General features: G+C 48.5%; 32 protein-coding genes. All 32 read left to right on the top strand.

What is annotated here, in order from left to right; all coding sequences use genetic code 11:
• The first annotated feature begins 49 nt into the window (after positions 1-49).
• The 32 genes from ACI77B_RS08020 (at position 50) to ACI77B_RS07865 (ending at position 24,785) form a co-directional block, all read left to right on the top strand.
• Positions 50-748, top strand: coding sequence for a hypothetical protein (locus tag ACI77B_RS08020; RefSeq protein ID WP_409336332.1), 699 nt, complete (start codon positions 50-52; stop codon positions 746-748).
• Positions 749-829: 81 nt separating this feature from the next.
• Positions 830-1,171 carry a DUF4406 domain-containing protein gene (locus ACI77B_RS08015; protein ID WP_409336331.1) on the top strand — a complete coding sequence of 114 codons (342 nt, stop codon included), beginning with the start codon at positions 830-832 and terminating at the stop codon, positions 1,169-1,171.
• Positions 1,153-1,482 (top strand): hypothetical protein, encoded by a 330-nt coding sequence (locus tag ACI77B_RS08010; protein WP_409336330.1) that lies wholly within the window; start codon positions 1,153-1,155, stop codon positions 1,480-1,482. The genes ACI77B_RS08015 and ACI77B_RS08010 overlap by 19 nt, the downstream gene beginning before the upstream one ends.
• On the top strand, positions 1,479-3,836 hold the full coding sequence (locus ACI77B_RS08005) for a VapE domain-containing protein (protein WP_409336329.1): 2,358 nt from the start codon (positions 1,479-1,481) through the stop codon (positions 3,834-3,836). Before ACI77B_RS08010 ends, ACI77B_RS08005 begins: the two co-directional genes overlap by 4 nt.
• Before the next feature lie 272 nt (positions 3,837-4,108).
• A complete protein-coding gene (locus tag ACI77B_RS08000) occupies positions 4,109-4,390 on the top strand; it encodes a VRR-NUC domain-containing protein (protein ID WP_409336328.1) in 282 nt (93 codons plus the stop codon).
• Positions 4,371-5,720, top strand: coding sequence for an SNF2-related protein (locus tag ACI77B_RS07995; protein ID WP_409336327.1), 1,350 nt, complete (start codon positions 4,371-4,373; stop codon positions 5,718-5,720). Before ACI77B_RS08000 ends, ACI77B_RS07995 begins: the two co-directional genes overlap by 20 nt.
• A complete protein-coding gene (locus ACI77B_RS07990; protein ID WP_409336326.1) occupies positions 5,720-5,932 on the top strand; it encodes a hypothetical protein in 213 nt (70 codons plus the stop codon). Before ACI77B_RS07995 ends, ACI77B_RS07990 begins: the two co-directional genes overlap by 1 nt.
• Complete coding sequence (locus ACI77B_RS07985; RefSeq protein ID WP_409336325.1) at positions 5,929-6,354, top strand: hypothetical protein; 426 nt, start codon at positions 5,929-5,931, stop codon at positions 6,352-6,354. Before ACI77B_RS07990 ends, ACI77B_RS07985 begins: the two co-directional genes overlap by 4 nt.
• 144 nt (positions 6,355-6,498) lie before the next feature.
• Entirely contained in the window at positions 6,499-6,846 is a 348-nt protein-coding gene (locus ACI77B_RS07980; protein ID WP_409336324.1) for an HNH endonuclease, read from the top strand.
• 243 nt (positions 6,847-7,089) lie between these two features.
• Entirely contained in the window at positions 7,090-7,671 is a 582-nt protein-coding gene (locus ACI77B_RS07975; RefSeq protein WP_409336323.1) for a terminase, read from the top strand.
• On the top strand, positions 7,672-8,907 hold the full coding sequence (locus tag ACI77B_RS07970; protein WP_409336322.1) for a site-specific DNA-methyltransferase: 1,236 nt from the start codon (positions 7,672-7,674) through the stop codon (positions 8,905-8,907).
• A 92-nt stretch (positions 8,908-8,999) separates the two neighbouring features.
• A complete protein-coding gene (locus ACI77B_RS07965) occupies positions 9,000-9,692 on the top strand; it encodes a virulence protein (protein ID WP_409336321.1) in 693 nt (230 codons plus the stop codon).
• Complete coding sequence (locus tag ACI77B_RS07960; protein ID WP_409336320.1) at positions 9,689-9,922, top strand: DUF4314 domain-containing protein; 234 nt, start codon at positions 9,689-9,691, stop codon at positions 9,920-9,922. The genes ACI77B_RS07965 and ACI77B_RS07960 overlap by 4 nt, the downstream gene beginning before the upstream one ends.
• Complete coding sequence (locus tag ACI77B_RS07955) at positions 9,915-10,094, top strand: DUF5049 domain-containing protein (protein ID WP_409336319.1); 180 nt, start codon at positions 9,915-9,917, stop codon at positions 10,092-10,094. The genes ACI77B_RS07960 and ACI77B_RS07955 overlap by 8 nt, the downstream gene beginning before the upstream one ends.
• Before the next feature lie 94 nt (positions 10,095-10,188).
• Positions 10,189-10,656, top strand: coding sequence for a DUF7698 family protein (locus ACI77B_RS07950; RefSeq protein WP_409336318.1), 468 nt, complete (start codon positions 10,189-10,191; stop codon positions 10,654-10,656).
• 10 nt (positions 10,657-10,666) lie between these two features.
• Positions 10,667-10,891 (top strand): DUF7678 domain-containing protein, encoded by a 225-nt coding sequence (locus tag ACI77B_RS07945; RefSeq protein ID WP_409336317.1) that lies wholly within the window; start codon positions 10,667-10,669, stop codon positions 10,889-10,891.
• 86 nt (positions 10,892-10,977) lie between these two features.
• Positions 10,978-12,543 carry a terminase large subunit gene (locus tag ACI77B_RS07940; protein WP_409337715.1) on the top strand — a complete coding sequence of 522 codons (1,566 nt, stop codon included), beginning with the start codon at positions 10,978-10,980 and terminating at the stop codon, positions 12,541-12,543.
• A 107-nt stretch (positions 12,544-12,650) separates the two neighbouring features.
• Positions 12,651-13,247: a hypothetical protein gene (locus ACI77B_RS07935; RefSeq protein ID WP_409336316.1), complete on the top strand. Its 597-nt coding sequence runs from the start codon at positions 12,651-12,653 to the stop codon at positions 13,245-13,247.
• A gap of 79 nt (positions 13,248-13,326) precedes the next feature.
• The gene (locus ACI77B_RS07930; protein WP_409336315.1) at positions 13,327-14,661 is read left to right on the top strand and encodes a phage portal protein; all 1,335 of its coding nucleotides are present in this window, start codon (positions 13,327-13,329) and stop codon (positions 14,659-14,661) included.
• Complete coding sequence (locus ACI77B_RS07925) at positions 14,658-15,371, top strand: head maturation protease, ClpP-related (RefSeq protein ID WP_409336314.1); 714 nt, start codon at positions 14,658-14,660, stop codon at positions 15,369-15,371. The genes ACI77B_RS07930 and ACI77B_RS07925 overlap by 4 nt, the downstream gene beginning before the upstream one ends.
• A gap of 13 nt (positions 15,372-15,384) precedes the next feature.
• Positions 15,385-16,590, top strand: coding sequence for a phage major capsid protein (locus tag ACI77B_RS07920; protein ID WP_409336313.1), 1,206 nt, complete (start codon positions 15,385-15,387; stop codon positions 16,588-16,590).
• A 56-nt stretch (positions 16,591-16,646) separates the two neighbouring features.
• The gene (locus ACI77B_RS07915; protein ID WP_409336312.1) at positions 16,647-16,934 is read left to right on the top strand and encodes a head-tail connector protein; all 288 of its coding nucleotides are present in this window, start codon (positions 16,647-16,649) and stop codon (positions 16,932-16,934) included.
• Positions 16,934-17,269 carry a phage head closure protein gene (locus tag ACI77B_RS07910; protein WP_409336311.1) on the top strand — a complete coding sequence of 112 codons (336 nt, stop codon included), beginning with the start codon at positions 16,934-16,936 and terminating at the stop codon, positions 17,267-17,269. The genes ACI77B_RS07915 and ACI77B_RS07910 overlap by 1 nt, the downstream gene beginning before the upstream one ends.
• A complete protein-coding gene (locus ACI77B_RS07905) occupies positions 17,262-17,645 on the top strand; it encodes an HK97 gp10 family phage protein (protein WP_409336310.1) in 384 nt (127 codons plus the stop codon). The genes ACI77B_RS07910 and ACI77B_RS07905 overlap by 8 nt, the downstream gene beginning before the upstream one ends.
• Before the next feature lies 1 nt (position 17,646).
• Complete coding sequence (locus tag ACI77B_RS07900; protein WP_409336309.1) at positions 17,647-17,964, top strand: hypothetical protein; 318 nt, start codon at positions 17,647-17,649, stop codon at positions 17,962-17,964.
• A 3-nt stretch (positions 17,965-17,967) separates the two neighbouring features.
• Positions 17,968-18,579, top strand: coding sequence for a major tail protein (locus ACI77B_RS07895; RefSeq protein WP_409336308.1), 612 nt, complete (start codon positions 17,968-17,970; stop codon positions 18,577-18,579).
• A gap of 12 nt (positions 18,580-18,591) precedes the next feature.
• On the top strand, positions 18,592-18,966 hold the full coding sequence (locus tag ACI77B_RS07890) for a hypothetical protein (RefSeq protein ID WP_409336307.1): 375 nt from the start codon (positions 18,592-18,594) through the stop codon (positions 18,964-18,966).
• Positions 18,963-19,127, top strand: coding sequence for a hypothetical protein (locus ACI77B_RS07885; RefSeq protein WP_409336306.1), 165 nt, complete (start codon positions 18,963-18,965; stop codon positions 19,125-19,127). The genes ACI77B_RS07890 and ACI77B_RS07885 overlap by 4 nt, the downstream gene beginning before the upstream one ends.
• 120 nt (positions 19,128-19,247) lie before the next feature.
• Positions 19,248-20,120: a hypothetical protein gene (locus tag ACI77B_RS07880; protein WP_409336305.1), complete on the top strand. Its 873-nt coding sequence runs from the start codon at positions 19,248-19,250 to the stop codon at positions 20,118-20,120.
• 81 nt (positions 20,121-20,201) lie between these two features.
• A complete protein-coding gene (locus tag ACI77B_RS07875; protein WP_409336304.1) occupies positions 20,202-22,643 on the top strand; it encodes a phage tail tape measure protein in 2,442 nt (813 codons plus the stop codon).
• On the top strand, positions 22,643-23,014 hold the full coding sequence (locus ACI77B_RS07870) for a hypothetical protein (protein ID WP_409336303.1): 372 nt from the start codon (positions 22,643-22,645) through the stop codon (positions 23,012-23,014). The genes ACI77B_RS07875 and ACI77B_RS07870 overlap by 1 nt, the downstream gene beginning before the upstream one ends.
• Positions 23,001-24,785, top strand: a complete 1,785-nt coding sequence (locus ACI77B_RS07865; protein WP_409336302.1) for a hypothetical protein — start codon at positions 23,001-23,003, stop codon at positions 24,783-24,785. The genes ACI77B_RS07870 and ACI77B_RS07865 overlap by 14 nt, the downstream gene beginning before the upstream one ends.
• Positions 24,786-24,787: the final 2 nt, after the last annotated feature.

Here is a 24,787-nt window from a genome sequence, read left to right as displayed (position 1 = left end):
CTCTTTTTGCCATGCTTCTTTCGGTTCGGGATGGACTGGAGGAAACACGATGAAAGGTAAAAGAGTATATGTCCATGCAGAAAATAAGTCTGACCAGCTTAGAAAAACTGACCAGAAGAAGCGTTCTACCTACACCTATAAATTCCCGATGAGAACGTGGATAGACAATCGAGAAGTTGATTTCATCGAGGAATTCGAAATCATCCCAGGCCAGGACGGAGTCAATGAAGAAGACATTAAGGCGCTTTACTCAATCGAGGATTCAGAAGTTTACTACAACTTAAAAGCAAGAAGGCCAAACCGCGACACCGAAGAAAAGGAAATGATCGAGACCTGGAAAACGGATTTCATCACGGCATTTCTTAATGAACACGGCTACGCACCTTCCACTGACTATGTCGGCGAAGCCGCAAAGGAAGCCTTCCCAAAGAACTGGATTGATTCCCTAGACCGGATCTTGTCCTCCGATGAAGAAGAAGGCTGCAGCGACAAGTCCTCCGCCCTTTTTGACCTTTGGAATTTAAACGAGACCCAGGGCACTGCCTTTGACCGGATACTTGAGATCGTTAGTACGTTCAGTAAGGAAGAGCAGGAGATCTTCCAGTATGTGATCCTGGAGCACCACTCCGCCGCAAACTACGCAAGGATGAAAAGCCGGAATGAGCGGGTTATCCAGAGGAAGGTCAAGAGGATCTACGAAACGCTCAGGCAGGACCCGGAACTCAAAAAACACGTGCGGAATTTTTAATGAAAGTACGGATCTTGCCCATTTCTTTTGACGGAATACCTGTAGAAGTTATCTCACAAGTACTTTACAGGAGGTGAAACCATGGAAAGACCACTTATCTTTATCTGCAGTCCCTACTCTGGCGATGTGAAAGCAAACCAAGATCTCGCCAGGTCTTACTGCAGATTCGCTTTAAATCTAGGCGGGATCCCGATAGCTCCCCATCTGCTGTTTCCTCAGTTTATGGATGATGACGATCCAGGCGAGCGGGAACTTGCTCTTTCGATGAATAAAGAAATTTTATCAAAGTGCGATGAGCTTTGGATCTTTGGAAGCCGGGTCACATCTGGCATGCTTCTTGAAGCAACCGAGGCCATAAAAAGAGAAATCCCAATCCGAAGATTTCACAGGACGGAGGCGTTTACATGTACGAAACAAGAATAGATACAAGGCAGGTCAAAGGAAAAGAAATTGAGACCTGGAAGCGGGAGATTTTCGATGCGAACATCCTCGCAGTCGAAGCCGGAACTAACGGCTACCAGGGTGGAGACACTGGCCACGGAAGCAGGACCTATATCCGAATCGAGGACCTGGCAGGTACCGACATCACGGTACGACCTCTTCGAAACTGCTTTAAAGAAAATAGCGGGCTTGAACTGATCCTTGGCGGAGACTCTGAACTTTCCACGATCTTAGAGGCACTAAAATTTATCACGAAAGTACTTACAGACCAGATTGAGGAGGAACGCGCATGAAGATTTCTTATGGAAACAGCAGAAAAGAGCTTCACTGGAAAAACAGTGACTTAAGCTGGGAGGATTTCAAGACCAGGGTCAGTCAGACCATCAAAACAACGGAAACGGTAGAAGAATACAAGAAGATGCCAAAAGCAAAGCAGGCAGAAATTAAAGATAAAGGTGGGTATGTCCTTGGCCACCTGAAAGCTGGAAGGCGCAAGAAAGGCCACGTCCTCAGTAGGTCTGCCTTAGCTTTAGACATGGACTTTGGCACGCCAGGTGTTTTTGAAGAAGTCCTGTCAAAGCTTCCTTACGCTTTCTGCATTTACTCCACCCATAAGCATACCCCAGAGCACCCGAGGCTTCGCATGATCATTCCGCTGAGCCGCGAGGTATCGGAAGCCGAGTATCCTGCGGTAGGACGTATGGCCGCTAAAGAGATTGGAATCGACCTGTTCGACGACTCGACTTATGAAGCCCACCGGCTGATGTACTGGCCGTCCACCTCTTCAAACGGGATGTTTTTCTTTCAGGAGCACGATGGCAATCTTTTTGATCCGGATGATTATCTCTCCAGATACGACGACTGGCGGGATGAATCCACCTGGCCAGTTTCTTCCAGGCAGTCTGAAGTGAGAAGGTCCGCAGTAAGAAAAGCGGAAGACCCTCTTTCTAAACCTGGCCTGATTGGATGTTTCTGCCGGGCCTACAGCGTGGAAGATGCGATCGAAACCTTCCTGCCTGACGTTTACGCGCCATCAGTAATTTCTGGCCGCTATGACTATATCAAAGGCGAGTCTTCAGCTGGCGTCGTAATTTATGAACATAAGTTCTCCTACTCCCACCACGCAACCGACCCAGCCTGCGGAAAACTCTTAAACGCCTTTGATCTGGTGCGGCTGCATAAGTTTAGAGATCTGGATGAAGCTTGCTCAGATGACACTCCAGTGACAAAACTTCCATCGTATAAGGCAATGATTGATCTTGCCCGTGGTGACGCAAAAGTCAGGGAGCTGATTACCGGAGAGCGCCGGGAGCAGGCCATGGAGGAATTCACTTCAGACGACTGGATGGGAAAGCTCACCTTAAACAGGAGAGGAAATATTGAGAACGAACTCGGCAACCTGACTCTGATTCTTCAGAACGATGAGAACCTTAAGGCCATTGTCTACAACCAGCAGCTTGACTGTCTGGAAATAAAAGGAGATGTGCCCTGGAATCATCCGACCAAGTACTGGAGGGATGCAGACGACGCCCAGCTTGTAAGCTATGTGGATGAACACTATGGAAACTTTTCACAGCGCTTCTACCAGATCGCTCTGGCAAGAGTGGCGGACGACCGGTCCTATCACCCTATCCGCGAGTTTCTTGCATCACTTCCCGCGTGGGATGGAGTCCCTCGAGTCGACACCCTTCTCATCGATTACCTTGGTGCAGAAGACAATGCCTATGTCCGGGCCGTCACCAGAAAGACGCTTTGCGCGGCTGTGTGCCGCGTGATGCATCCAGGCTGTAAGTTTGACTCTATGCTGGTTTTAAACGGCCCTCAGGGAATTGGAAAGTCCACCCTGATCGCAAAACTCGCAGGTGAATGGTTCTCGGATTCTCTAAACCTTAGCGACACCAGAGACAAGACCGCAGCGGAGAAGCTCCAGGGTTACTGGATCCTGGAAATTGGAGAATTGGCGGGCCTTCGGAAAGCGGAAGTAGAAACCCTCAGGTCATTTTTATCCCGCCAGAACGATATCTACCGGGCGTCCTTTGGACGCCGCACAACGCCTCACCCACGCCAGTGCGTCTTCTTTGGCACCACCAACGCAGAAACCGGATATCTTCGGGACACCACAGGAAACAGAAGGTTCTGGCCAGTCAAGACACCGGGGAGCAAGGACAGGCATCCTTGGGATTTGGATGAATACGAGATCAACCAGATCTGGGCAGAGGCCCTGGAGTACGCCAAGGCTGGTGAAAAGCTCTATCTCGAGCCAGAGCTTCAGGATATTGCGAAAGCGGAGCAGCTTGACGCCATGGAATCTGACGAGAGAGAAGGCACCGTAATCACCTACCTTCAAACTAAGCTTCCTGAAGGCTGGGACAGCATGACCCTGTATGAAAGGAAGAACTACCTAAATGGTGAAAGTGAATTCGGAGAAGATCTGCGCACCGGGACAGTTAGCCGCACCAGCGTATCTAACATAGAGATTTGGTGCGAGTGTTTTGGAAAGAACCGTGCCGATCTTACCATTGCGGAAGGAAACCGGATCAAGGGCATCCTGATTAAGCTGGGATGGCATCGTTACGAAAAGAAAACAAGGATCCCTCTTTACGGTCCTCAGTGGATTTACCTTCCAGATAACCTGCTTCACCCATAAGTTCCGGTAGGCATTTCGCCCTCCGTTTCTAGATCATCGGAACGAAATCTGAAGTGTTCCGTTCCGGTGACCCACTTTCTGGAATGAAAAATAAGGAACCTCGTAACCCTAGTAAATACAAGTGTTCGGAGCATCTCGTACCACTGTTCCACTATATTCTATTAAAAATAATAGATATAAATATAGACTATATATAACATATATATACATATATACACTCTATAGAGAAAAAAGTGGGTGGATTGGCTCATTGGAACGCAAGAAAGGACGATATGAAAGAAAAAGAAATCGAAGAGAAATTGCGCCGGGAAGTAAAAGCCATGGGAGGCTTAGCGCTTAAGTTTATCTCTCCTGGAATGAGCGGAGTGCCAGACCGGATCGTTTTACTTCCGGAAGGCAAAGTCGCTTTCATTGAGCTGAAAGCCCCTGGAAAGAAAATGCGGCCTCTTCAGCTGAAGAGAAAACGCCAGCTTGAGGCTCTAGGTTTTTCCGTTTACTTAATCGATCGGCCAGAACAGATTGGAGGAATTTTAGATGAAATACAATCCTCATAACTACCAGGCCTACTCCACAAAGTTCATTATCGATCATCCGATATCCGCGATTCTATTAAGCTGCGGCCTTGGGAAAACCGTGATCACGCTGACGGCCATCCAAGAGCTGATGTTCGACCGCTTTGAAGTAAAGAAGCCTTTAATCATTGCTCCTCTTCGTGTCTGCACGAGCAGCTGGCCGGAAGAAATCAAGAAGTGGGATCACCTGAAAGGATTAACCTACTCCGTTGCAACTGGCCCAGAAGAAGAGCGGAAGAAGGCGCTGAAAAGAAAAGCCGATCTATACATCATCAACCGGGAAAATGTGACTTGGCTAATTGAAAAGTCCGGCCTTCCCTTTGACTACGACATGCTGGTTCTCGATGAGCTTTCCTCTTTTAAATCCCACCAGTCCAAGCGCTTTAAGAGCCTCCTTAAGGTCAGGCCCAAGGTAAAGAGGATCGTTGGCTTAACGGGAACCCCATCTTCTAACGGCCTCATGGACCTCTTCGCAGAATTCAGGATCCTGGACATGGGAGAGCGCCTGGGAAGATACATCGGCCAGTACCGGAGAAACTACTTTCTTCCAGACAAAAGGAACGCGCAAGTGATTTTTTCCTACAAGCCGCTTCCTGGAGCAGAAGATGCGATCTATAAAAAAATCTCCGACATCACGATCTCCATGAAAGCAGCAGATTACCTTAAGATGCCAAAACTCGTGATGAACGAGGTCAAGGTGTCTTTAAGTGAAAAAGAGCAGAAACTCTATGACAGCCTGAAGAAGGACATGGTGGTGAGCCTAAAGGATAAGGAAATCGACGCGGTCAACGCAGCTTCCCTTTCCAATAAACTTCTTCAGATGGCAAATGGCGCGGTTTACAGTGACGATGGAAAAGCAGTTCAAATTCACGAACGGAAACTGGACACCCTGGAAGACCTGATTGAAAGTGCAAACGGAAAGCCGGTTCTAATCGCTTACTGGTTTAAGCATGATTTAGAGAGGATCAAGAAGCGTTTTCCGGTCCGGGAGATCAAAACGAGTGAAGATATTCACAACTGGAATGAAGGCAGGATTCCTCTTGCTGTCCTCCACCCTGCTTCCGCAGGTCACGGCCTGAACCTTCAGACAGGAGGATCGACTTTGATCTGGTTTGGCTTAACCTGGAGCCTGGAGCTTTACCAGCAAACCAACGCCAGACTCTGGCGGCAGGGCCAGAAAGAGACTGTGGTTATCCACCACATCATCACAAGAGGCACCATCGATGAAAACGTGATGGAAGCCTTAAAACGGAAAGATAAAACGCAGGCCGCACTGATCGATGCGGTCAAAGCGCAGCTGGAGGTGAACTAATGGACCCTTATCAGAAATTAGCAGACGCGATCGTCCTTCAGGCAGTCAAAGACTACCGGCAGGATTTAAGACGCATGAAGAATAGACCTTCTAACATCAACAAAGGAAAAGTCAAAGAAGATGAACGCTTCTTCCGTTCGACTTGGTTTAAGTCTCTCACTAAAGTCGACGGGAACTACTTAATTGAAAAGCTGAGGGAGGAATGCTTATGAATGCAAAGGAATATCTAAGAGGACTTTCCCGGGAGGAAGCCAGGATCAAAGCAAAGAAAGAGAGGCTTTCTGTCATGCGGGACTTAGCCCGCTCCGTCAGCTCCCCCGCTTTCTCTAATTTTCCGAAAAGTAAAAACGCGGAGCCTTCCCGCCTGGAAGAAACCATCGTGAAGATGCTGAGCTTAGAGGAAGAGATCAAGCACGACGAAGACGACCTGACGGAAAGGAAAACGGAGGCCCTGGACTACATCGGAAAGATCAAGAAGCCAGACTATCAGACCGTTCTGATCTCCCGCTACTTTAGAAACGAATCCTGGGAAACGATCTCTTTAAACATGTTTTACTCCCTTCGCTGGGTCTACTCCCTTCACGGCTACGCTCTTGAGGAGCTGGACCGGGTCATCAATGAAGAGTGCAGTTAAGTGCAGTCATGTGCAGTCGAGTGCAGTTCACTTCACTTGAGTGCATGAATCTAAAGAGTAAAATGATAGTGTAGAAAGTTAGGATAAAGCAGCCTCGTAAGGAAATCCCCTTGCGAGGTTTTCTTTTGCCCGAAAGGAGAAGCCATGCCACGAAAACCTAAGCGGCCCTGCCGCTACCCAGGATGCCCTCGCCTGACCGAACGCACCTACTGCGAGGAGCATGAAAAGATGATGCAGCGTCATTACGACACGTTCACCCGCGGCTACTCCACCGGGAAGAGGTACGGCAGGCCCTGGAAGAGAATCCGGGACCGCTACATCCATAAGCACCCACTCTGCGAGCGCTGCCTTCTTGAAGGAAGGTACGTGAAGGCGCAGGAGGTGCATCACATCGTGCCGCTGTCCGAGGGCGGGAGCAGCGAGGAAAATAACCTGATGAGCCTCTGCCACTCCTGCCACGAGAAAATGCATAAACGGAAAGGAAGTCGCTGACCCAGGGGGAGGAAAGATCTCTACGGCGAGCCTCTCTGGAGACCGGCGCCCCCTCTCGCGTGCAGAAATTGCAGTTCAAACGGGGGATTAAAGGTCTGAAACAGAATAAAAAAAGTCTCACCGTGGTCCGCAGTACGTTACCGCCTTATGCGTGGTGAGCTCTATCAACAGAAATATAACCTTTTTAAGCATCCCATATCAAGTAACTTCACTTTCATGGGATCGTTCAGATAAGGAGGAAAAATGGCAAAAGACGGAACCTACCGCGGCGGAAGACGTGTAAGAGCTGGAGACAAGCCAACTCCCGCAGCAGAGAAGATCGCCAAGGGCCAGAAAGTAAAAATCTTGAGTAATGATATCCCGGACCTCGAATATGCGCAGCTTGAAGCGGTGGATCTCCCGGAAGGTGCGGTCCTCGAAGGCACTGATATGCCAAAGCCAAGCGACTACCTTTCTGCGAGGCAGAAAAATGGTAAGCCCCTTGGTGCGGATGAGATCTATGAAGAGACCTGGCTCTGGCTGAAAGAACGCCACTGCGAAAAGCTGGTTAATCCTCGCCTGATTGAGTCCTACTCGCAGGCCTTCGCAAGATACATTCAGTGCGAAAACGCCATCAGTACCTACGGCTTTTTAGGGAAACACCCGACGACTGGCGGCGTAGTCGCTTCCCCATTCATTCAGATGTCTAATCAGTTTCAGAAGACCGCGAATCTGCTCTGGTATGAAATCTACGATGTCGTGAAGGAAAACTGCACCGAGCAGTTTGAGGACGATCCGGGAGCGGACATGATGGAAGTTCTTTTAAGGGCCAGGAAAGGAAAGTAAATGAACACAAAAAAGTTAGAGCAGGTACCGATCGATAAACTGGTGCCCTATGCCAGAAACGCAAGGACGCATTCCAAGGAGCAGATCGCGCAGCTAAGAGCATCCTTAAGGGAATTCGGATTCGTCTCCCCTGCTGTCATCGACTCGGACTATAACATCCTGGTTGGACACGGACGCGTTCAGGCTGCACGCGAGGAAGGCTATGACAAGATCCCTTGCGTCTTTGCAGAAGACTTAACTGAAGCCCAGAAGCGCGCCTACATTATTGCAGACAACCAGCTTTCCTTAAACGCTGGCTGGGATGAAGACCTTCTTTCTGTTGAGCTGTCTGATCTTCAGGAAAACGCCTTTGACCTTTCCCTTCTTGGTTTTGATGAAAAGGATCTCGCAAAACTGATGGATGTGGATACAGAAGCTGAGGATGACGATTTCGACGTGGATGCTGAGCTGGAAAAGCCATGCTTCTCTAAGCCAGGTGACATCTGGCAGCTTGGAAAACACAGAGTTATCTGCGGAGACTCTACCGATCAAAACACATACACAGCTTTGCTTGGAGATACAAAGGTGAATCTCGTTTGCACAGATCCACCGTATCTTGTATCTTTAGAAAGCTCGGTTGGCAAAATCAAAAATGACGATCTTTCCGATGAAGAGGGATACAAGTTCCTGCTTTCCGCCTTCACCCGCTTTCATGATGCCATGGCAAAAGACGCTTCCATTTATGTGTTTTACGCCACCATGAAAGCAAGAGTCTTTTACGACGCTTATGAAGACGCCGGATTTAAGGTTGGCGCTGGCCTGGTCTGGAAGAAACCTCGCGCTCCTCTGATGAGGACCGACTGGAAATTCAACATGGAGCCGATCATCTGGGGCTGGCGGAAAGACGGAAAGCACATCTGGTATGGAGACCAGAAACAAAAGTCGGTCTTTGAGTTTGACGGAATCAAGAACGCCAAGGAAGATGGCTTCGGCCACCCGTCCAGTAAGCCGGTGCCTCTCATCGCCTACCTCATCAAGCAGTGCACCCAGAGCAACGGCCTGGTCCTGGATGGTTTTCTTGGGTCCGCCTCCACTCTGATTGCCTGCGAACAGCTGAACCGCATCTGCTACGGAATTGAGCTTGAGCCCAAGTTCGTGGACGTTGCGGTGAATCGGTACATTCAATATAGGGATGATTCCTCCGATGTGTTTGTCCTCCGCGATGGAAAGAAGATTCCTTACGAGAATCTTGTATAATCCTTGAATTTAAGCAGTATTCCCTTGCTATTTCTTCGCTTTAGAGTGATGTATGTACCTGCCAAAAGAAACAAAACCAAGGAGGTACGAAAATGAAATTAAGCTACAGCGTAACAGGAGAAGAACGGAAAGACTTAGTCACAGAAATCTGCCGCATTACAGGAGACACATCCGAATACCAGTTCATGCCGACCTGCGCATACAAAGTGGGAAACGTCACCATCGATAAAGACGGCGGCGTCACCTGCGAGGATGAAGAAAAGCTAAACTACATCGCAACGGAGCTTGAGAAGGTAGACTTCACCCCGGAAGATGACAGCGGCGCGGATGAACCCGATACTCCAGATGAGACGGAAAACGCTGAAGAAGACACGGACCTGACCATTGAAATTTCAATTGACGAAGTAAATGTCACCAACCTTTCCAATTTTCTTAAGGCAAAAGGAAATCTCATCAAGAAGTCCTTTGGAATTGACGACCTGAGCATCGACGTAAACGATGACAGGGTCAGCTTCCCATGGTTTAAGAAAATGCCGGAGCCAGACGAAGTCAAAGCTTACACCGATTTCATCACCCTTCTTTGCAAGCTCAGCAAGGAGCAGTCCAGAGTCAGCAGCAGAGCCTCTGAGGTAACCAACGAAAAATACGCTTTCCGCTGCTTCCTTCTGCGATTAGGCTTTATCGGGCCGGATTACAAAATGGACCGGAAGATCCTTCTAAAGAACTTATCCGGAAACTCCGCATTTAGAAATGTCCCAGAAGCAAAGGAGGATGTTAACGCATGAGCATCATTGGAAAAGAAACCCTGGCCCTCCTCCGCTCCGGCTACCCAGCCGGAACGAGAGTTGAGCTTATCAAAATGGATGATGTCCAGGCGCCGCCCAAAGGAACGCTTGGAACCGTCTACGGCGTTGACGACACCGGATCCATCCTGGTCCATTGGGATAACGGGTCTGGACTAAATGTCATCTTTGGAGAAGACCTCGTGCGGAAGGTAGGAAGAAGCCATGAATGAAACCATTAAGAAGCAGATCCTCGCCATTCAAAGAAGCGGCTTAACCAATATGCTGGATACCATTGCTGTTCAGCGGATTGCTTTTGACTATGACTATTACGACCTGGTTCTTTACCTTGAAGAACACCGGAAAGAGTACGTTCATTTCATCCTGACAGGAAGCGAAAAATAAAGGCAGAATAACCCACATAAAGCTTGCTATTTCAAGGCTTTAGAGTGATATATGTACATGCAAAAAGAACAAAAGACAAAACGGAGGAAAGACCATGAAAAACGCATATTTTGAGAGCATGTACAAAACAGTTTGCGGCTACCAGGAGAAGAAAGAAGCGGTTAGAAAGCAGCGCAGCAAGCTTTTCGACGAAGAAAAATACGATGAGGGCACCGCCCTGGTAAAGGCCTTCGAAGAAGAAACCCCATTTCCTTACACGGACGGCGCCATGAAAGCCTACTGGGCTTATCAGAACATGAACTACCACGGCGCGGACTGCTTCGAAGTTGAAGACCTGCCTTGGGAAAAGGACATGAAGGATTTCGCGGATACCTTAAGGGAAGCCGGAATCAGCGCCATCGTAATCACCGACCAGAGCACAGGCCTGATGGATGGAATCTATGGACTCTGCGAAAACGGCTGGAAGATGGGAGCGCTCAAGATTGTCACAAGAAAGGACGACCACCACTTTGGTACGGACGAGCCGGAAACCAAGAAAGGAATCGAATTTACAATCGCATAAGGAGGCCGCCATGTGGGAAAAAGGAACGCTTGAAATCGATGGAATAACGGTAACATACGAGCTAAAACACTACGATGAGCCTTCGGACAACGGAATCGAGGGCGGCAGGATCAGCAAGATGAAGCTCCGCGTTGGAAGCAAAACGACTCTCCGCTACGACCGCGGCTGGGACATCGAGCCAGAAGATGAAACAAGCCAGCTCGCCTATGCAGCCCTGATTCATCAATACAATTAAAGATAAACACACTCGGAACGCCTCTTGGCGTTCTTTTCTTTTGCCCTGGAGGAATGAATTTGGAAAGATACAGACCCACAAAATTTATGGCAGAGACATCGCATTACGATAAAGCAGCAGCTGACTTAGTGGTGATGTTCATCGAGCAGCTTTCCCACACGAAGGGCGACTTTTACAACAAGCCCTTTCACTTAATGCCCTGGCAGGAACAGATCATCCGCGACTTATTCGGCGTGTTAAAGCCAAACGACTGCCGGCAGTTTACGACCGCCTACATTGAGATTCCAAAAAAGTGCGGGAAATCCGAGCTTGCCGCGGCTGTGGCCCTCTACATGCTGTGTGCAGACGGTGAGCAGCGAGCTGAAGTTTACGGCTGCGCCGCGGACCGGGACCAGGCCTCTCTGGTGTTCGATGTGGCCTGCGACATGGTCAAGCTCCATAAAACGCTTAAGAAATACTGCGATATCCGCCCCAGCCGAAAGACCATTCATTTCCGCCCCACCAACAGCATCTACAAGGCCGTGTCTGCAGAGGTCGCCGGAAAGTCCGGTGTGAATGTGTCTGGCCTGGTGTTTGATGAGCTCTGGGTCCAGAAAGACCGGAAATTCTTTGACATGATGACAAAGGGTACATCGGACGCAAGGAAGAACCCGCTCCACTTCATCATCACAACAGCCGGAAACGACGTAAACTCCATCTGCTATGAGCTGCACCAGAAGGCAGAAGACATCCTGGAAGGAAGAAAGCACGATGAGACCTTTTACCCGGTGATCTATGGCGCCGCAATGGATGAGGACTGGACAGACCCTGAAGTTTGGAAGAAAGCAAACCCTTCTCTTGGCGTTACGATCAGCATCGATAAAGTCAAAGCCGCCTGCGAATCTGCCAAGCAGAACCCGCAGGAAGAAAACGCTTTCCGCCAGCTACGTCTTGATCAATGGGTCAAGCAGTCCGTCCGCTGGATGCCGATGGATAAATGGGACGCCTGCTCTTTTAAAATTCGGGAGGAAGACCTCTATGGCAGAGTCTGCTACGGAGGCTTGGACCTTTCCTCCACCACCGATATCACCGCTTTTGTTCTCGTGTTCCCTCCAGAAGACGATAATGATAAATACGTCGTTCTCCCCTACTTCTGGCTGCCGGAAGACACGCTGGACCTGCGCGTCCGAAGAGATCACGTTCCTTACGATCTCTGGCAGAAGCAGGGAGCAATTCTGACCACCGAAGGAAACGTCATCCACTACGGCTTCATCGAAAAATTCATCGAGCGCCTTGGAGAAAAGTACAACATCCGAGAAATTGCCTTTGACCGCTGGGGAGCCGTCCAGATGGTCCAGAACTTAGAAGGCATGGGCTTTACCGTCGTGCCTTTCGGCCAGGGGTACAGAGATATGAACCCGCCTACCAAGGAGCTGATGCGGCTTACACTGGACCAGAAAATCGCGCATGGCGGCCATCCAGTCCTCCGATGGATGATGGATAACGTTTTTGTTCGGACCGATCCTGCTGGAAACATCAAGATGGATAAGGAAAAATCGACCGAGAAGATCGATGGAGCCGTTGCTCTTGTTATGGCTTTAGATCGCGCGATCCGGTGTGAAAACGCAAATTCTGAATCGATTTATGACAGCAGAGGGATCTTATTCATATAAAATAATACAAATTTGTATTATTTCTTCTTGACTATAATACAAGAATGTATTACATTATAACTATCAAAAGTAATACAAATATGTATTAGTCGTTGAGGAGGAATATCATGAAAACAATAAGATCAATCTACACGGTGGAATTATCGGAAATTGCTACCTGGAATAACGAAAACGATTTCCCAGGTATTTGCGATCCAATTTTAGAGATTAATGGAAAGGACCCATCCCTGGCCACAGCCAGTCTTATGCACGCCTATCACTATTACAAGAAATGTAAAAATTTCATTGATGATGAAATGGTAGAACTCACGAGAATTCATATTGAAGTTACCGACAAGGAGTGGGAAATCCTTCGTGAACAAGAATCGCTGTCTTACGAAGACTATTCGCCATACATAATGCATGATGAAGATACCAATGCCACTCTTGCGTGGTCATATGAGTATGATTCGCGTAGCGAAAGTAACGACGACGTCCCTGAAGAATTGCTGAGGAATCTTTCTAGCGCTTATAATATGCGTTATGTTTGTGATCTGGCCGGAGTCAACTACTCTACTTTCAGAGGATTTAAAAACAATCATCAAGGCTTTTCTTTGCAGAAAATCTATCAACTGTTACGATGCATGAAAAGTATCGGTGATGAATGTTGGGATGAGGACTTAGAAAAACGTTTTACGTATCTTAATGATGAAAAGAATCGCTAAATAATGATGAAACTACAATAGGCATCTGTCGCTGATAAACGGCAGGTGCTTTTCTTATGCCATTTTTCAGGAGGTATGAATGAGCATCTTTTCAAAATTTAAAAGCCGGGACAAGCCGAAGGACTCCACCACAGGAAGCATGTACCGCTTCTTCTTTGGAGGGACGACTTCTGGAAAGGCAGTAACGGAGCGTTCCGCCATGCAAATGACTGCCGTTTACTCCTGCGTCAGGATCCTTTCCGAAGCTGTGGCGGGGCTCCCTTTACATCTCTATCGCTATACAGATAGCGGATCAAAAGAGAAAGCGGTCGATCACCCGCTTTACACCATCCTTCACGATGAACCGAATCCTGAGATGACCTCTTTCGTCTTTCGGGAAACCCTGATGACCCACCTTCTTTTGTGGGGTAATGCTTATGCGCAGATCATCCGAAACGGTAAAGGCGAAGTCATCGCTTTGTATCCTTTGATGCCAAACAAGATGACGGTCGACCGGGATCAATCCGGCCAGCTTTACTATGAGTACCAGACTTCTCAGGAAGAAGCGCACACGATGAAAGGATCACTCGTTCGGCTTTCCCCTCGAGACGTTCTTCACATCCCGGGGCTAGGCTTTGACGGCCTGGTCGGGTACTCTCCTATAGCCATGGCCAAGAACGCGATCGGCCTTGCCATTGCAACTGAAGAATACGGAAGTAAGTTCTTTGCAAACGGAGCGACGCCAGGAGGCATCTTGGAGCATCCGGGCGTTGTTAAGGATCCAGAGCGCGTACGGCAGAGCTGGAACTCCGCCTTCGGAGGATCATCCAATTCTAACAAGGTCGCCGTCCTTGAAGAAGGCATGAAATACACGCCAATTTCAATTTCTCCTGAACAGGCTCAGTTTCTTGAGACGAGAAAATTTCAGATTGATGAGATCGCGCGTATTTTCCGCATCCCTCCTCATATGATTGGAGACTTGGAAAAATCCAGCTTCAGTAACATTGAGCAGCAGTCTCTTGAGTTCGTAAAGTACACGCTTGACCCCTGGGTCTGTCGCTGGGAGCAGTCCATGAAACGTGCTCTCCTCCGCCCGGAGGAAAAGAAGGACTACTTCTTTAAGTTCAACGTGGACGGACTTCTTCGGGGAGACTACCAGAGCCGCATGAACGGATACGCGGTCGGACGGCAGAATGGCTGGATGAGCGCAAACGATATCCGAGAGCTCGAGAACCTGGACCGGATCCCAGAGGAAGAAGGTGGAGATCTCTACCTTATCAACGGCAACATGACCAAGCTAAAGGATGCCGGCATTTTCGCGGCATCTGCGCAGAGTCAAAATACAGAGGAGCAAGAGAGTGAGAAGGACGATGAACAAACCGAGGAACCGACGCAGCCAGATGCGAGGATCCAGGAAAGGAGAAAAGCCTTATGAGAAGAAAGTTCTGGAACTGGGTAAGAAACGAAACTCCAGATTCCTTTGGAAGCGAAAGAACCCTCTACCTAAACGGAGAAATTTCCGATGAAACCTGGTTTGGAGATGAAGTCACGCCAAAACTTTTTAAAGAGGAACTGGATGATGGCGAAGGAAACATCACGCTATGGATTAACTCTCCAGGAGGAGACGTCTTTGCCGCGGCCTCGATTTACAACATGTTAATGGATTACCCATATGATGTTACGGTTAAGATCGACGCTTTGGCGGCATCGGCAGCATCCGTCATTGCGATGGCGGGGACGAAAGTGTGCATGAGCCCAGTTGCCATGCTGATGATCCATAACCCAATGACCGTCGCGATTGGAGATTCAAGCGAGATGAAGAAAGCCATCGACATGCTGTCTGAAGTCAAAGAGTCCATCGTGAACGCCTATGAGATTAAGACGAGCCTCTCGAGGCGGAAGATTTCTCAGCTCATGGACGCAGAAACCTGGATGAACGCAAAAGAGGCAAAGAAACTGGGATTTGCCGATGAAATTCTCTTCGCGGATGGTGAGTCACCAAATAGTGAGGAAGAGCCTGAGATGCTGTTTTCAAGAAAAGCAGTTACGGATTCTCTTCTTTCCAAATTAACCCCAAAGAAAGCGGCTGCACCAACAATAGCTGTTGATTCACTTAAGAAGCGCCTGGCGCTTCTCTCACATTAAGGAGGAAACTACAATGACTAAGATTTTAGATCTCATGGAGAAAAGAGCCAAGGCCTGGAATGCGGCAAAGGAATTTCTCGACACCCACTCTGACAATGGTGGAAACATATCTGAGGAAGACGCCGCAACCTACGAGAAAATGGAAAAGGAAGTTACGGATTTAACCCGCGACATTGAGCGCCTGCAGAGGCAGGAGCAGATTGACCAGATGTTAAATCAGCCGACCTCTTCCCCTCTCACCTCTAAGCCAGGTTCTGAAACCCAGCCGGAGGAAAAGAAAGGGATTGGCTCTAAGGCATACAAAACGGCTTTCTGGGACTCCATCAGAAGACGCAACTGGTTTGATGTGAACAATGTTCTTGAAGTTGGTACAGACGCAAACGGTGGCTACCTCGTGCCGGATGAATATGAGAGGCAGTTACTTCAGGCCCTGAACGATGAGAACTTCTTCAGGTCTCTTGCCCATGTGATTCAGACCCAGTCCGGCACCCACACCATTCCGATCGTTGCCTCTCACGGCACTGCGTCCTGGATGGATGAAAACGGACTTTACCCGGAGTCTGACGACAGCTTTGATCAGATCACGCTCTCTGCCTACAAGCTTGGAACCGCGATCAAGGTGTCTGAAGAGCTGATGAACGACTCGGTGTTTGATCTGGAAGGATACATCTCTACCGAATTTGCTAGACGAATCGGAGCAGCTGAGGAAGAGGCTTTCCTTGTCGGAGACGGAAGCAAGAAGCCGGAAGGCGTCTTTACCAAAGTCGCATCAAATAAGGAAGCACTGACAGAAATCAGCAACACAAACATCAACTTTGATGCCATGATGGACGTTTTCCACTCTCTTAGAAGCGTCTACCGAAACAGCGCGGTCTGGATTTTAAACGACTCCACGGTAAAGGCCCTGCGCAAGATCAAGGATGGAAACAACAACTATATCTGGCAGCCCTCCGTAGTTGTCGGTCAGCCGGACACCATCTTAAACCGTCCCTACAGGACTTCGATTTACGCACCGGAGCTTGCGGCAGGTAAAGTGCCGATCCTCTTTGGCGACTTCTCCTACTACTGGATTGCAGACCGTCAGGGACGGTCCTTTAAGAGGCTGTCAGAGCTCTACGCAGCAAACGGACAGATCGGCTTTCTCGCGTCTGAACGTGTGGATGGAAAGCTGATCCTTCCAGAAGCAGTAAGAGGCCTTTCGGTAAAAGCTGCAGGTTAACTTTTTCTGCTGCCTGAGGATTTCCTTGGGCAGCAAATTTTGTTTGGAGGCATCCTATGGAAATTACCCTGGAAGAAGCGAAAACTTACCTACGTGTAAGCTCTAGTGACGAAGATGACCTGATCAAAAGCCTGATCGGGGCAGCCACCAGGCAGGTCCAGGACATCGCAAGATTCTCAGATGAAGAGTGGGAAGCAAGTGAAGAAAAGATCCTGATCCGAATGAGGATTGCCATTCTTTACTGCGTCGCCTACCTCTACGAACACCGGGAAGAAGCCGACCATAACGAGCTGAATCAGACCCTTCGCGCCCTACTCTTTGGCGTTAGAAAGGAGGCCTTCTAGTGAATATCGCATCACTCAGAGTCCCCATCCTGTTTCAGAAGAAGGACATCGTAACGGACAAATACAAGAACCAAGGCTCTTCTTGGACGGACTATTTTGCCTGCTACGCGACGATCGGGTCGTCCACCGGATCAGAAACCGATATGGAGGTCATCCGGCCTGAAGAAACACTGGACTTCACCTGCCGCTGGTGCTCGGAGCTGTCTAAGGTAGACTCCACCCACTACCGCATCCTGGCAGAGGGCAGGACCTACAACATTACCTACGTAAACCCCATGGGATATAAAAGAAACTCCATCAAGTTTAACTGCAGTCTGGAGAAAAGCTATGAGTAAGAAAGTCTCGATCGATCAGCTGGAAGATGCCATCATGCAGGAGCTGAATGAATACGCTTCACTTGCGTCGGATGATCTGAAGGACGCGGTCAGGAAAACCGCTAAAGACGTACGGACCGACATTCGGGATTCTGCCCCGGTAAGAACCGGAAAATATAAGAAATCCTGGTCCGTAAAGAAAGTAAGCGAGACATCAAGCAGCATCAACCTTGTCGTCCACTCCAGAAACCGCTACCAGATTGCCCACCTCTTAGAGCGCGGCCACGCCAAACGAGGTGGAGGAAGAGTCGCTGCAAGGCCTCACATCGCACCTGCTGAACAGAAGGGAAACGAGGAGCTTGAAAAACTGATCAAACAAAAACTAAAAGGAGGCTGACATGAAATACGACGAGATTGTAGAGATGCTGGAAGAAACGGAACTTCCTCTTGCCTATGATCATTTTGAAGAAGGCTTCTCCCCTGCCCCACCCTATCTTTGCTTTCTTCTTCCGGAGAGCGACAACTTTGCGGCAGACGGCATCGCCTATCAGAAAATCCACGTTCTTCATATCGAGCTTTACACAGACAAAAAGAACCCAGAGCAAGAAGAAAATATTGAGCGCGTGCTGACAAGCCGCGGCCTCTTCTATGACAAGACCGAAGTCTATATCGAGTCGGAAAAGCTCTATGAAGTCCTTTACGAATTGGAGGTTTAAGCTATGGGAAATAAAGTCAAATACAACCTGAAAAATGTCTACGCGGCAAAGCTGACAGAAACCGTAACGGACGGCGTGTCTAGCTTTACTTATGCAGCCCCTAAAGCAATCCCCGGAGCCGTGTCGATCAGCCTGGACGCTGAAGGTGAAACCAAAGCCTTCTATGCAGACGGCATCGTCTACTTTCGCTCCATCACAAACAACGGCTATTCCGGTGACCTTGAGCTTGCTTTGATTCCGGAGTGGTTTCGGACCGAGATTCTGCAGGAAGAGCTGGACAGTAAGGGCGTGCTGGTAGAAAAGAGCGGCCTGACTGACACCGTGAAGTTTGCCCTTCTCTTTGAGTTTGATGGAGACGTCAACTCCATTCGCCACGTCCTTTACTACTGCACGGCATCCCGCCCATCCTTAGAGTCAGAAACAAAAGAAGACACGATTGAACCGGGCACCGAGAAGCTCTCCATTACGGCAGACCCAAGATCAGACGGCCTGGTCAAAGCAAGATCTGGAGACACCACAGATACCACGGTCTATGACGGATGGTATAAGGCAGTCTACGTTCCGACAGAGAAAGCTGCGTCTTCCTCTTCAGATGCATCTTCTTCCGAGCAGTAAAGGAGTTAATTCATGATTGAAAAAACAATCGAAATCAGCGGAAAACCGGTCACCTTCCGCTCCTCAGCTGCGATTCCAAGAATCTACCGGCTGAAGTTTAAACGGGATATCTTTAAAGACCTTTCCAAGCTCGAAAAGTCTTACCGGGCAAAAGCCACCGATTCTGAAGAGCTTGAGATTGATGATCTTGAGATTTTTGAAAATGTCGCCTACATCATGGCTTACCATGCGGATCCGACGATTCCAAAGACCATCGACGAGTGGCTGGACCAGTTTGAGATGTTTTCGATCTATCAGGTCCTTCCGGAGATCCTAGAGCTTTGGGGAAGCAACCTCGTCACGGACATCCAGGCAAAAAAAGGACGCGCAGAAGTGAGCGGGAAATGACCACCCCGCTTTTTCTTCTGCGCTGCATAGAGATCGGAATTTCCATCCGCGATCTTGATCTTCTTTCCATAGGCCTGGTCCTTGACATCTGGACCGAGAAAGCAAATGACGGAGTGAAGTATCGAAGGCTTGCGACGCAGGAAGATTTTGATCGGTTTTAAAATTTACGGAAATAATGTATACAACATGTTTTTCCTTTATTCATAGTCATTCATATGTTAGTATAAATAACATATAGTATTTAATATATCTTACAATGTTTATGAAAATGGGAGGATTACATGAAAATTGCAAAGAGAGGGATTTTGCTAGCATTAATGTGTGTATTGTGTATCTCAATGCTCACTGGTTGCGGCAATAAACTTGTAAATCAAAAAGAAGATAGCGTTAAAAAACTGCTAAAAAAGCCGATATCAAGTACGGAATCAGAAGGTTGGAAATATAAAAGCTTAAAAATTACGAAGACCAATAAAGACAAGGATACTATCGAAGTAAAGGTTCGGTATTCCAGGAAAAGTGACATCACAAAATACATTGTTGCAAATTGTACTGTTAAGCCAGCAGATAACTTTATGTTCAGGACGGTTAAATCAATGAATCTCGAAGAGAAGTATAAGCTTTCGGATTATGATAAAGATAAATCGAAGGCGAAGAACAAACTGCTGTCTAAAAGTTATTCGATCGGCAACAAATCAATTGATTCCTGGATCACCGCAGAAAATAAAAAGTGGAAGAAGCCAGGAGACAAAATGTCTGTAAAGACGAAAAACGGCTCCTTTGATATCATATTTGGCTTAGGAAGAAAAACCGATTGGGATGACGAGTTGACCGATTCATATATGGCAGCGATTCAGGCTACTCTAACGAGCCATAAGTATAAAGATCCACTTTATGACGAGGGAGTATGCTATTATGATTTGCTGACTAATAAAGATGTAACCATTATGACAGAAGATGGTGTAGCATGTTCCGCTGGAGATGATTCTGGTCCGACATATGGACCTTATGATCCTGATGCAACAGTTGCTGAAGGAGATACAGCTCGAATTGCATTTGAAACAATCGTTCCAAACGACAAATCAAAAGTAATAATTCGCGTTGGTAATAAGTATTATGTTCCAATGAAATTAGATCAAAATGTACTTAGCTGGTAAGTATGGATCTAAGATCGCTTTCCACAAAAGCATCTCTTTGGAGGTGCTTTTTTCATGCCGAAATTCAGGAGGTGAAGACAAATGGCAAGCAGAATCAAAGGAATCACCGTTGAAATTGGTGGAAACACCACCGGCCTTGAGAAAGCGCTGAAATCTGTCAATAGCACCATCCGCACCACTCAGTCTTCCCTCAAGGACGTTAACAAGCTCCTGAAATTGGATCCTAAGAATACGACCCTCCTTACCCAAAAGCAGAAACTGCTGAAATCATCCATCGATGCGACGAAAGAGAAGCTCGAAGGATTAAAGAACGCCCAGGTCCAGGCCAAGCAGCAGATGGAAAACGGGGACCTCGGGAAAGACAAGTACGATGCCCTTCAGCGTGAGATCGCCGAGACAGAGTCGAAACTTAAGAGCCTGGAAAAGGAGTCCAAGAGCTTCGGGTCCGTGTCCTCACAGAGGATCGCTGCAGCAGGAGAAAAGGTAAAATCTGTCGGGGAGAAAATGTCTGATGCGGGTGAAAAAATGACAGTTGGATTCACCGCACCAGTCGTTGCCGGAGCGACTGCTGCTGTTAACTCCTACGGAAACGTCGACAAGCAGTTTAACCTGGTCAAGCAGACTATGGGAAGCACCGCAAACTCCGCCTCTGACTTTAAAGGGCTCTGGAACCAGATCGGAGAGTCTGCGAAATCGTCTGTATTTGGCATGCAGGATGCGGCAGACGCGACACTGAATTTTGCCCGTCAGGGCTTCACGGCTAAACAGGCGACCGACATGCTGACTCCTGCCATGAACCTTGCCGCAGGCACTGGTACTGATCTTTCTGAAGTGACGTCAGGCCTTGGAAACGCCATGAAGATGTTTGGTGCGAACTCTTCCGAGGCCGCCTCTTACTCAGACATTTTGGCAAAAGCTCAGGCGCAAGCAAACACCAATACGTCCGAGCTGTTTCAGGCAATCTCTGTCGCTGGCCCAATCTGTAAGACCGTCGGCTGGGATGTAAAAGACTTAGCGACCATCACAGACGTGTTTGGAAACGCCGGTATCTCAGGATCAGAAGGTGCAAACGCCTTAAAGACTGGTCTCGCCCGGCTCGCCTCTCCTGCCAAGTCAGGAGCTGCCGCCATGGACCAGCTGAAATTATCCACGGGGCAGACCTACTCCATCTTTAACGACAACGGAACGCTCAAATCCATGCCGGATGTGTTAAAGAACCTGAACAAAGCCTTTTCCGGTCTTTCCGACCAGGAAAAACTGGAAGCTGCGTCAAACATCTTTGGAAAAGAGCAGATGTCCAAGTGGCTGACCCTGATTCAGACTTCACCAAAAGATGTCAGCTCCCTGCGAAACGCACTAGACGACGCGGGAGGTTCTGCTGGAAAGATGTCAAAGGCCCTGATGTCAGGAACCGGAGGCACCATTGAACAGCTGAAATCCACCTTTGACGTATTGACTGTTACGATCGGCCAGACATTAGCGCCAGTCCTGACCAGCTTCTTTCAAAAGCTGATCTCGATTATGAATGCCATCATGAATATGAATCCGGCGACACAGAGACTTGTCCTTACTCTTATCGGGATCGCTGCAGCAATCGGGCCTCTTCTTATTGTGATCGGAAAGATCGCGGTTGGCGTCGGAACGGTCATGACGCTTGCTCCTAAGATTGTCTCTGCCATAAAGCTTGTCCGGACTGGCATGGCAGCGATGAATGCAGTTATGCTGGCAAACCCGATCACACTTGTCATTGCGGCTGTAGCGGCCCTGGCAGCAACCTTCATTTATCTCTGGAAGACGAACGCGAAGTTTAGAAACGGAGTAATCGCTATCTGGAATAGCATTCGGGCGGCTTCGGCAAAAGTCTGGGGAGCAATACGAAAACTTGCGATTACGATGTGGGGCGCAATCAAAAGCGCCGTGCTGTCACCGGTAAGAGCCATCCGTTCAAGTGTGACTTCAGCATGGACTGCAATCCGCTCGATTACGTCTCGCGTTTGGAATGGGATCAAGTCTGCTATGCTGACTCCTATTAATGCGGCCCGTGATAGGATTCGAGGAATCATCAATGCGATCAAGGGCTTCTTTCCTCTTCGCATCGGGAACATCTTCAGCAACCTGAGGCTTCCTCATATCCACGTATCAGGTGGTAAAGCCCCATTTGGAATTGGAGGAAAAGGATCACTACCAAAGTTTTCTGTGGACTGGTACGCCAAGGCCATGAAAAACGGTATGATCTTAAACTCCCCCACCATCTTTGGTGCAGCAGGAGACAGCCTTCTTGCAGGAGGCGAAGCGGGATCTGAAACGGTCGTAGGTACTGAATCACTTATGAGTATGATCCGCCAGGCGGTTTCCGGCGTTGGAGACGACATCGCAAATTCCGTTATCACCGCAAACCGGATCTCTCAAAGTTCTGTTCTTGGTGGAGATATTCACCTGGACGTTTACCTCTTTAAGAACGGCCCGAAGATGGGTGAAGAAATCGTGCATGCATACGACACCTATAAAAGGAGGCTCGGCTGATGATCTACTCGACCATTCAGATAAACGGAGAGGAAATCCTAAGGCCAAATGACTTCTCCCCGCAAAGAGAAGACATCTACGCCGCCGAGATCACCACCTGCACCGGAGCGACCATTGCAGATCGGATAGGATGGCGGTATTCCGATATGACTCTTGAGTGGGACCTGCTTCCTCAGTCCCAGCTTGAAGTTCTTCTTTCCATGAGTGGAGAAAGCAGCATTACCTTTACGGATGCAGACGGCATCTCCCACACGGAAAGCATCGTGAGAACCTCTGCCATCAGCACCGCCTCAAGAGCGACATCAACAGATGGAAATCCGGTCTGGTCGGATGTGAAAGTTGAGGTGAGATTCTTAAATGCTCACAATTGATTCCGAGAACAAGAAATCGATAAGAACGCCATTTGAAGTCCACTGCGGCTTTTCCGGAAGAAACGAAAAGGTCGATCTTACCTTTGCAGGAATCTCAGGCGCTGTGACAGATACGAACGTATCAGAAGCCCTGGATAATGAGCACTGGGACATGAGAGAGCTCACCGATCTTTCTGGATCCGGCTTTCCATTGGATGGAAGCTGCTCCCTGTTTGACTCCACCATCCCGGGAAACCTGGATGATGGAAAGCTGGGCCTAAGGTCTATTGTTGGAGAAGCCATCACGATCACCGTGACTTCGAAAACGGACATCGCTGCCCTCACCCTCGCCGTGACTTCCGATTCACCCGGAACGATCAGCGCAAACGGAACAGACTACGAAGCAAGAAGAATCGTCGTCATCCCGGTCAACGGAAAGACGATCACGCTGACAGCGAAAAGTGACTATCCAAGCAGCCGGATTGAAATCGCTTCGATCACGCCAGGAATTACGCTGGAGTTTAGCAACAAGAATCTGATTTCCTGCACCCTTGCTCTACGGTCTGACTTATCGATTACCAGTCCATCCTGGCAGGTGTCTGAAATTGAGATTCAGGCCTACTGGCCAGATGATATTTCAGAGGCCATCAGTAATGTCGGTGACGACGTCCCTGTCTGGTATTACGCGGGATACGAAGGAGACTACTCCAAAGTCCGATCTTTCTATTTGTCTGAAAAGGCCTCGATGGAAAATAACATCATCACCATTAAAGGTGAAGACATGAGCGCAAAACTCGAGGACAAGAACAACATCTCTCAGGTTGTAAACTCCACCGGCGGAAACGGCAGAAAAACCCTCTACAACCGCTTCGTCAAGTTCATCACGGACTCCGGGGTGAAACTCGTATCCCGGGAGCCTGCCCCGGATACCAACAGCAATTCCTCTCCTTACACGCTTATCTTTGACGAGCAGTCATCTAGAGAGATTGTTGCAGACATCATGAATTTATCGCATAACGGGACGTTTTGGCCTGCCTTTGTGGATGCAGGGATTCCGACCGCGACATGGAGCAAGCCAGTGAAGAAATGGGACATCTACGAAAAAGACTGTGGCGATGTGGTAAGAAGCGTCGAGAGAAATATTGCAAAGATCACAACAGATGCAGACTATGGCCTTCACAGCAAAGCCGATCGTTCTTCTAAACTCGAGACCCTTGAGACAAAATCCGTAGAAGCTGGGAAAGGCTACTCCCTATCCCCTGAAGGCTACTGGTGGTATTTATCCGTTTCCAACGCAAAGTCCGTCCTAGCCACCGCCAGCAAAATCGTCTGGACCGCGCAGAAGTCCACGTTTTCTAAAAAAGTGAAAGTAAAGAGCGGGAAGAAATACAAAACGGGAAAGAAGAAAGGAACGCCGATCTATAAGACGGTGACGAAAAAGCTGAACCAGTGCGTTGTCAAAGGAAAAGCAGTCACCATAACCATGGAAAACTCCTCCATTCTTCCTTCTGGAAAAAGGCCCGGAACAACGATCACCGTTGATCCTATTTCTCACGGGAAGATTTACGGCGGAACTACCCTGCTCTACCCGAACTATGCTTATCTTTTTAACCGGTCAAACATCACCGGCTCCTTTACCTTTAAAGGTGACCCACGCATGCAGCCAAGAGACGTGTTCTCTTTTCACCGGCTTGATGGAAGTGAGGAGCTCTGCACGATTGAAACGATCACCTTAACCCACGAAGGCGGAGGAACGAAAGCAGAAGTTACCTACCGGAAAGGAATCTGTTAACG

Source organism: Eubacterium sp. F2, from assembly GCF_046244355.1.
Classification (GTDB): domain Bacteria; phylum Bacillota; class Clostridia; order Peptostreptococcales; family Anaerovoracaceae; genus Aminicella.
Note: the sequence above shows the minus strand (reverse complement) of the source record. Positions and strands in the feature narration are given on the sequence as shown.

Excerpts from the sequence above, each read along its gene's own strand:
- ACI77B_RS08020 (WP_409336332.1), top strand. The coding sequence starts at position 50 with ATGAAAGGTAAAAGAGTATATGTCCATGCAGAAAATAAGTCTGACCAG.
- ACI77B_RS08015 (WP_409336331.1), top strand. The coding sequence starts at position 830 with ATGGAAAGACCACTTATCTTTATCTGCAGTCCCTACTCTGGCGATGTG.
- ACI77B_RS08010 (WP_409336330.1), top strand. The coding sequence starts at position 1,153 with ATGTACGAAACAAGAATAGATACAAGGCAGGTCAAAGGAAAAGAAATT.
- ACI77B_RS08005 (WP_409336329.1), top strand. The coding sequence starts at position 1,479 with ATGAAGATTTCTTATGGAAACAGCAGAAAAGAGCTTCACTGGAAAAAC.
- ACI77B_RS08000 (WP_409336328.1), top strand. The coding sequence starts at position 4,109 with ATGAAAGAAAAAGAAATCGAAGAGAAATTGCGCCGGGAAGTAAAAGCC.
- ACI77B_RS07995 (WP_409336327.1), top strand. The coding sequence starts at position 4,371 with ATGAAATACAATCCTCATAACTACCAGGCCTACTCCACAAAGTTCATT.
- ACI77B_RS07990 (WP_409336326.1), top strand. The coding sequence starts at position 5,720 with ATGGACCCTTATCAGAAATTAGCAGACGCGATCGTCCTTCAGGCAGTC.
- ACI77B_RS07985 (WP_409336325.1), top strand. The coding sequence starts at position 5,929 with ATGAATGCAAAGGAATATCTAAGAGGACTTTCCCGGGAGGAAGCCAGG.
- ACI77B_RS07980 (WP_409336324.1), top strand. The coding sequence starts at position 6,499 with ATGCCACGAAAACCTAAGCGGCCCTGCCGCTACCCAGGATGCCCTCGC.
- ACI77B_RS07975 (WP_409336323.1), top strand. The coding sequence starts at position 7,090 with ATGGCAAAAGACGGAACCTACCGCGGCGGAAGACGTGTAAGAGCTGGA.
- ACI77B_RS07970 (WP_409336322.1), top strand. The coding sequence starts at position 7,672 with ATGAACACAAAAAAGTTAGAGCAGGTACCGATCGATAAACTGGTGCCC.
- ACI77B_RS07965 (WP_409336321.1), top strand. The coding sequence starts at position 9,000 with ATGAAATTAAGCTACAGCGTAACAGGAGAAGAACGGAAAGACTTAGTC.
- ACI77B_RS07960 (WP_409336320.1), top strand. The coding sequence starts at position 9,689 with ATGAGCATCATTGGAAAAGAAACCCTGGCCCTCCTCCGCTCCGGCTAC.
- ACI77B_RS07955 (WP_409336319.1), top strand. The coding sequence starts at position 9,915 with ATGAATGAAACCATTAAGAAGCAGATCCTCGCCATTCAAAGAAGCGGC.
- ACI77B_RS07950 (WP_409336318.1), top strand. The coding sequence starts at position 10,189 with ATGAAAAACGCATATTTTGAGAGCATGTACAAAACAGTTTGCGGCTAC.
- ACI77B_RS07945 (WP_409336317.1), top strand. The coding sequence starts at position 10,667 with ATGTGGGAAAAAGGAACGCTTGAAATCGATGGAATAACGGTAACATAC.
- ACI77B_RS07940 (WP_409337715.1), top strand. The coding sequence starts at position 10,978 with ATGGCAGAGACATCGCATTACGATAAAGCAGCAGCTGACTTAGTGGTG.
- ACI77B_RS07935 (WP_409336316.1), top strand. The coding sequence starts at position 12,651 with ATGAAAACAATAAGATCAATCTACACGGTGGAATTATCGGAAATTGCT.
- ACI77B_RS07930 (WP_409336315.1), top strand. The coding sequence starts at position 13,327 with ATGAGCATCTTTTCAAAATTTAAAAGCCGGGACAAGCCGAAGGACTCC.
- ACI77B_RS07925 (WP_409336314.1), top strand. The coding sequence starts at position 14,658 with ATGAGAAGAAAGTTCTGGAACTGGGTAAGAAACGAAACTCCAGATTCC.
- ACI77B_RS07920 (WP_409336313.1), top strand. The coding sequence starts at position 15,385 with ATGACTAAGATTTTAGATCTCATGGAGAAAAGAGCCAAGGCCTGGAAT.
- ACI77B_RS07915 (WP_409336312.1), top strand. The coding sequence starts at position 16,647 with ATGGAAATTACCCTGGAAGAAGCGAAAACTTACCTACGTGTAAGCTCT.
- ACI77B_RS07905 (WP_409336310.1), top strand. The coding sequence starts at position 17,262 with ATGAGTAAGAAAGTCTCGATCGATCAGCTGGAAGATGCCATCATGCAG.
- ACI77B_RS07900 (WP_409336309.1), top strand. The coding sequence starts at position 17,647 with ATGAAATACGACGAGATTGTAGAGATGCTGGAAGAAACGGAACTTCCT.
- ACI77B_RS07895 (WP_409336308.1), top strand. The coding sequence starts at position 17,968 with ATGGGAAATAAAGTCAAATACAACCTGAAAAATGTCTACGCGGCAAAG.
- ACI77B_RS07890 (WP_409336307.1), top strand. The coding sequence starts at position 18,592 with ATGATTGAAAAAACAATCGAAATCAGCGGAAAACCGGTCACCTTCCGC.
- ACI77B_RS07885 (WP_409336306.1), top strand. The coding sequence starts at position 18,963 with ATGACCACCCCGCTTTTTCTTCTGCGCTGCATAGAGATCGGAATTTCC.
- ACI77B_RS07880 (WP_409336305.1), top strand. The coding sequence starts at position 19,248 with ATGAAAATTGCAAAGAGAGGGATTTTGCTAGCATTAATGTGTGTATTG.
- ACI77B_RS07875 (WP_409336304.1), top strand. The coding sequence starts at position 20,202 with ATGGCAAGCAGAATCAAAGGAATCACCGTTGAAATTGGTGGAAACACC.
- ACI77B_RS07870 (WP_409336303.1), top strand. The coding sequence starts at position 22,643 with ATGATCTACTCGACCATTCAGATAAACGGAGAGGAAATCCTAAGGCCA.
- ACI77B_RS07865 (WP_409336302.1), top strand. The coding sequence starts at position 23,001 with ATGCTCACAATTGATTCCGAGAACAAGAAATCGATAAGAACGCCATTT.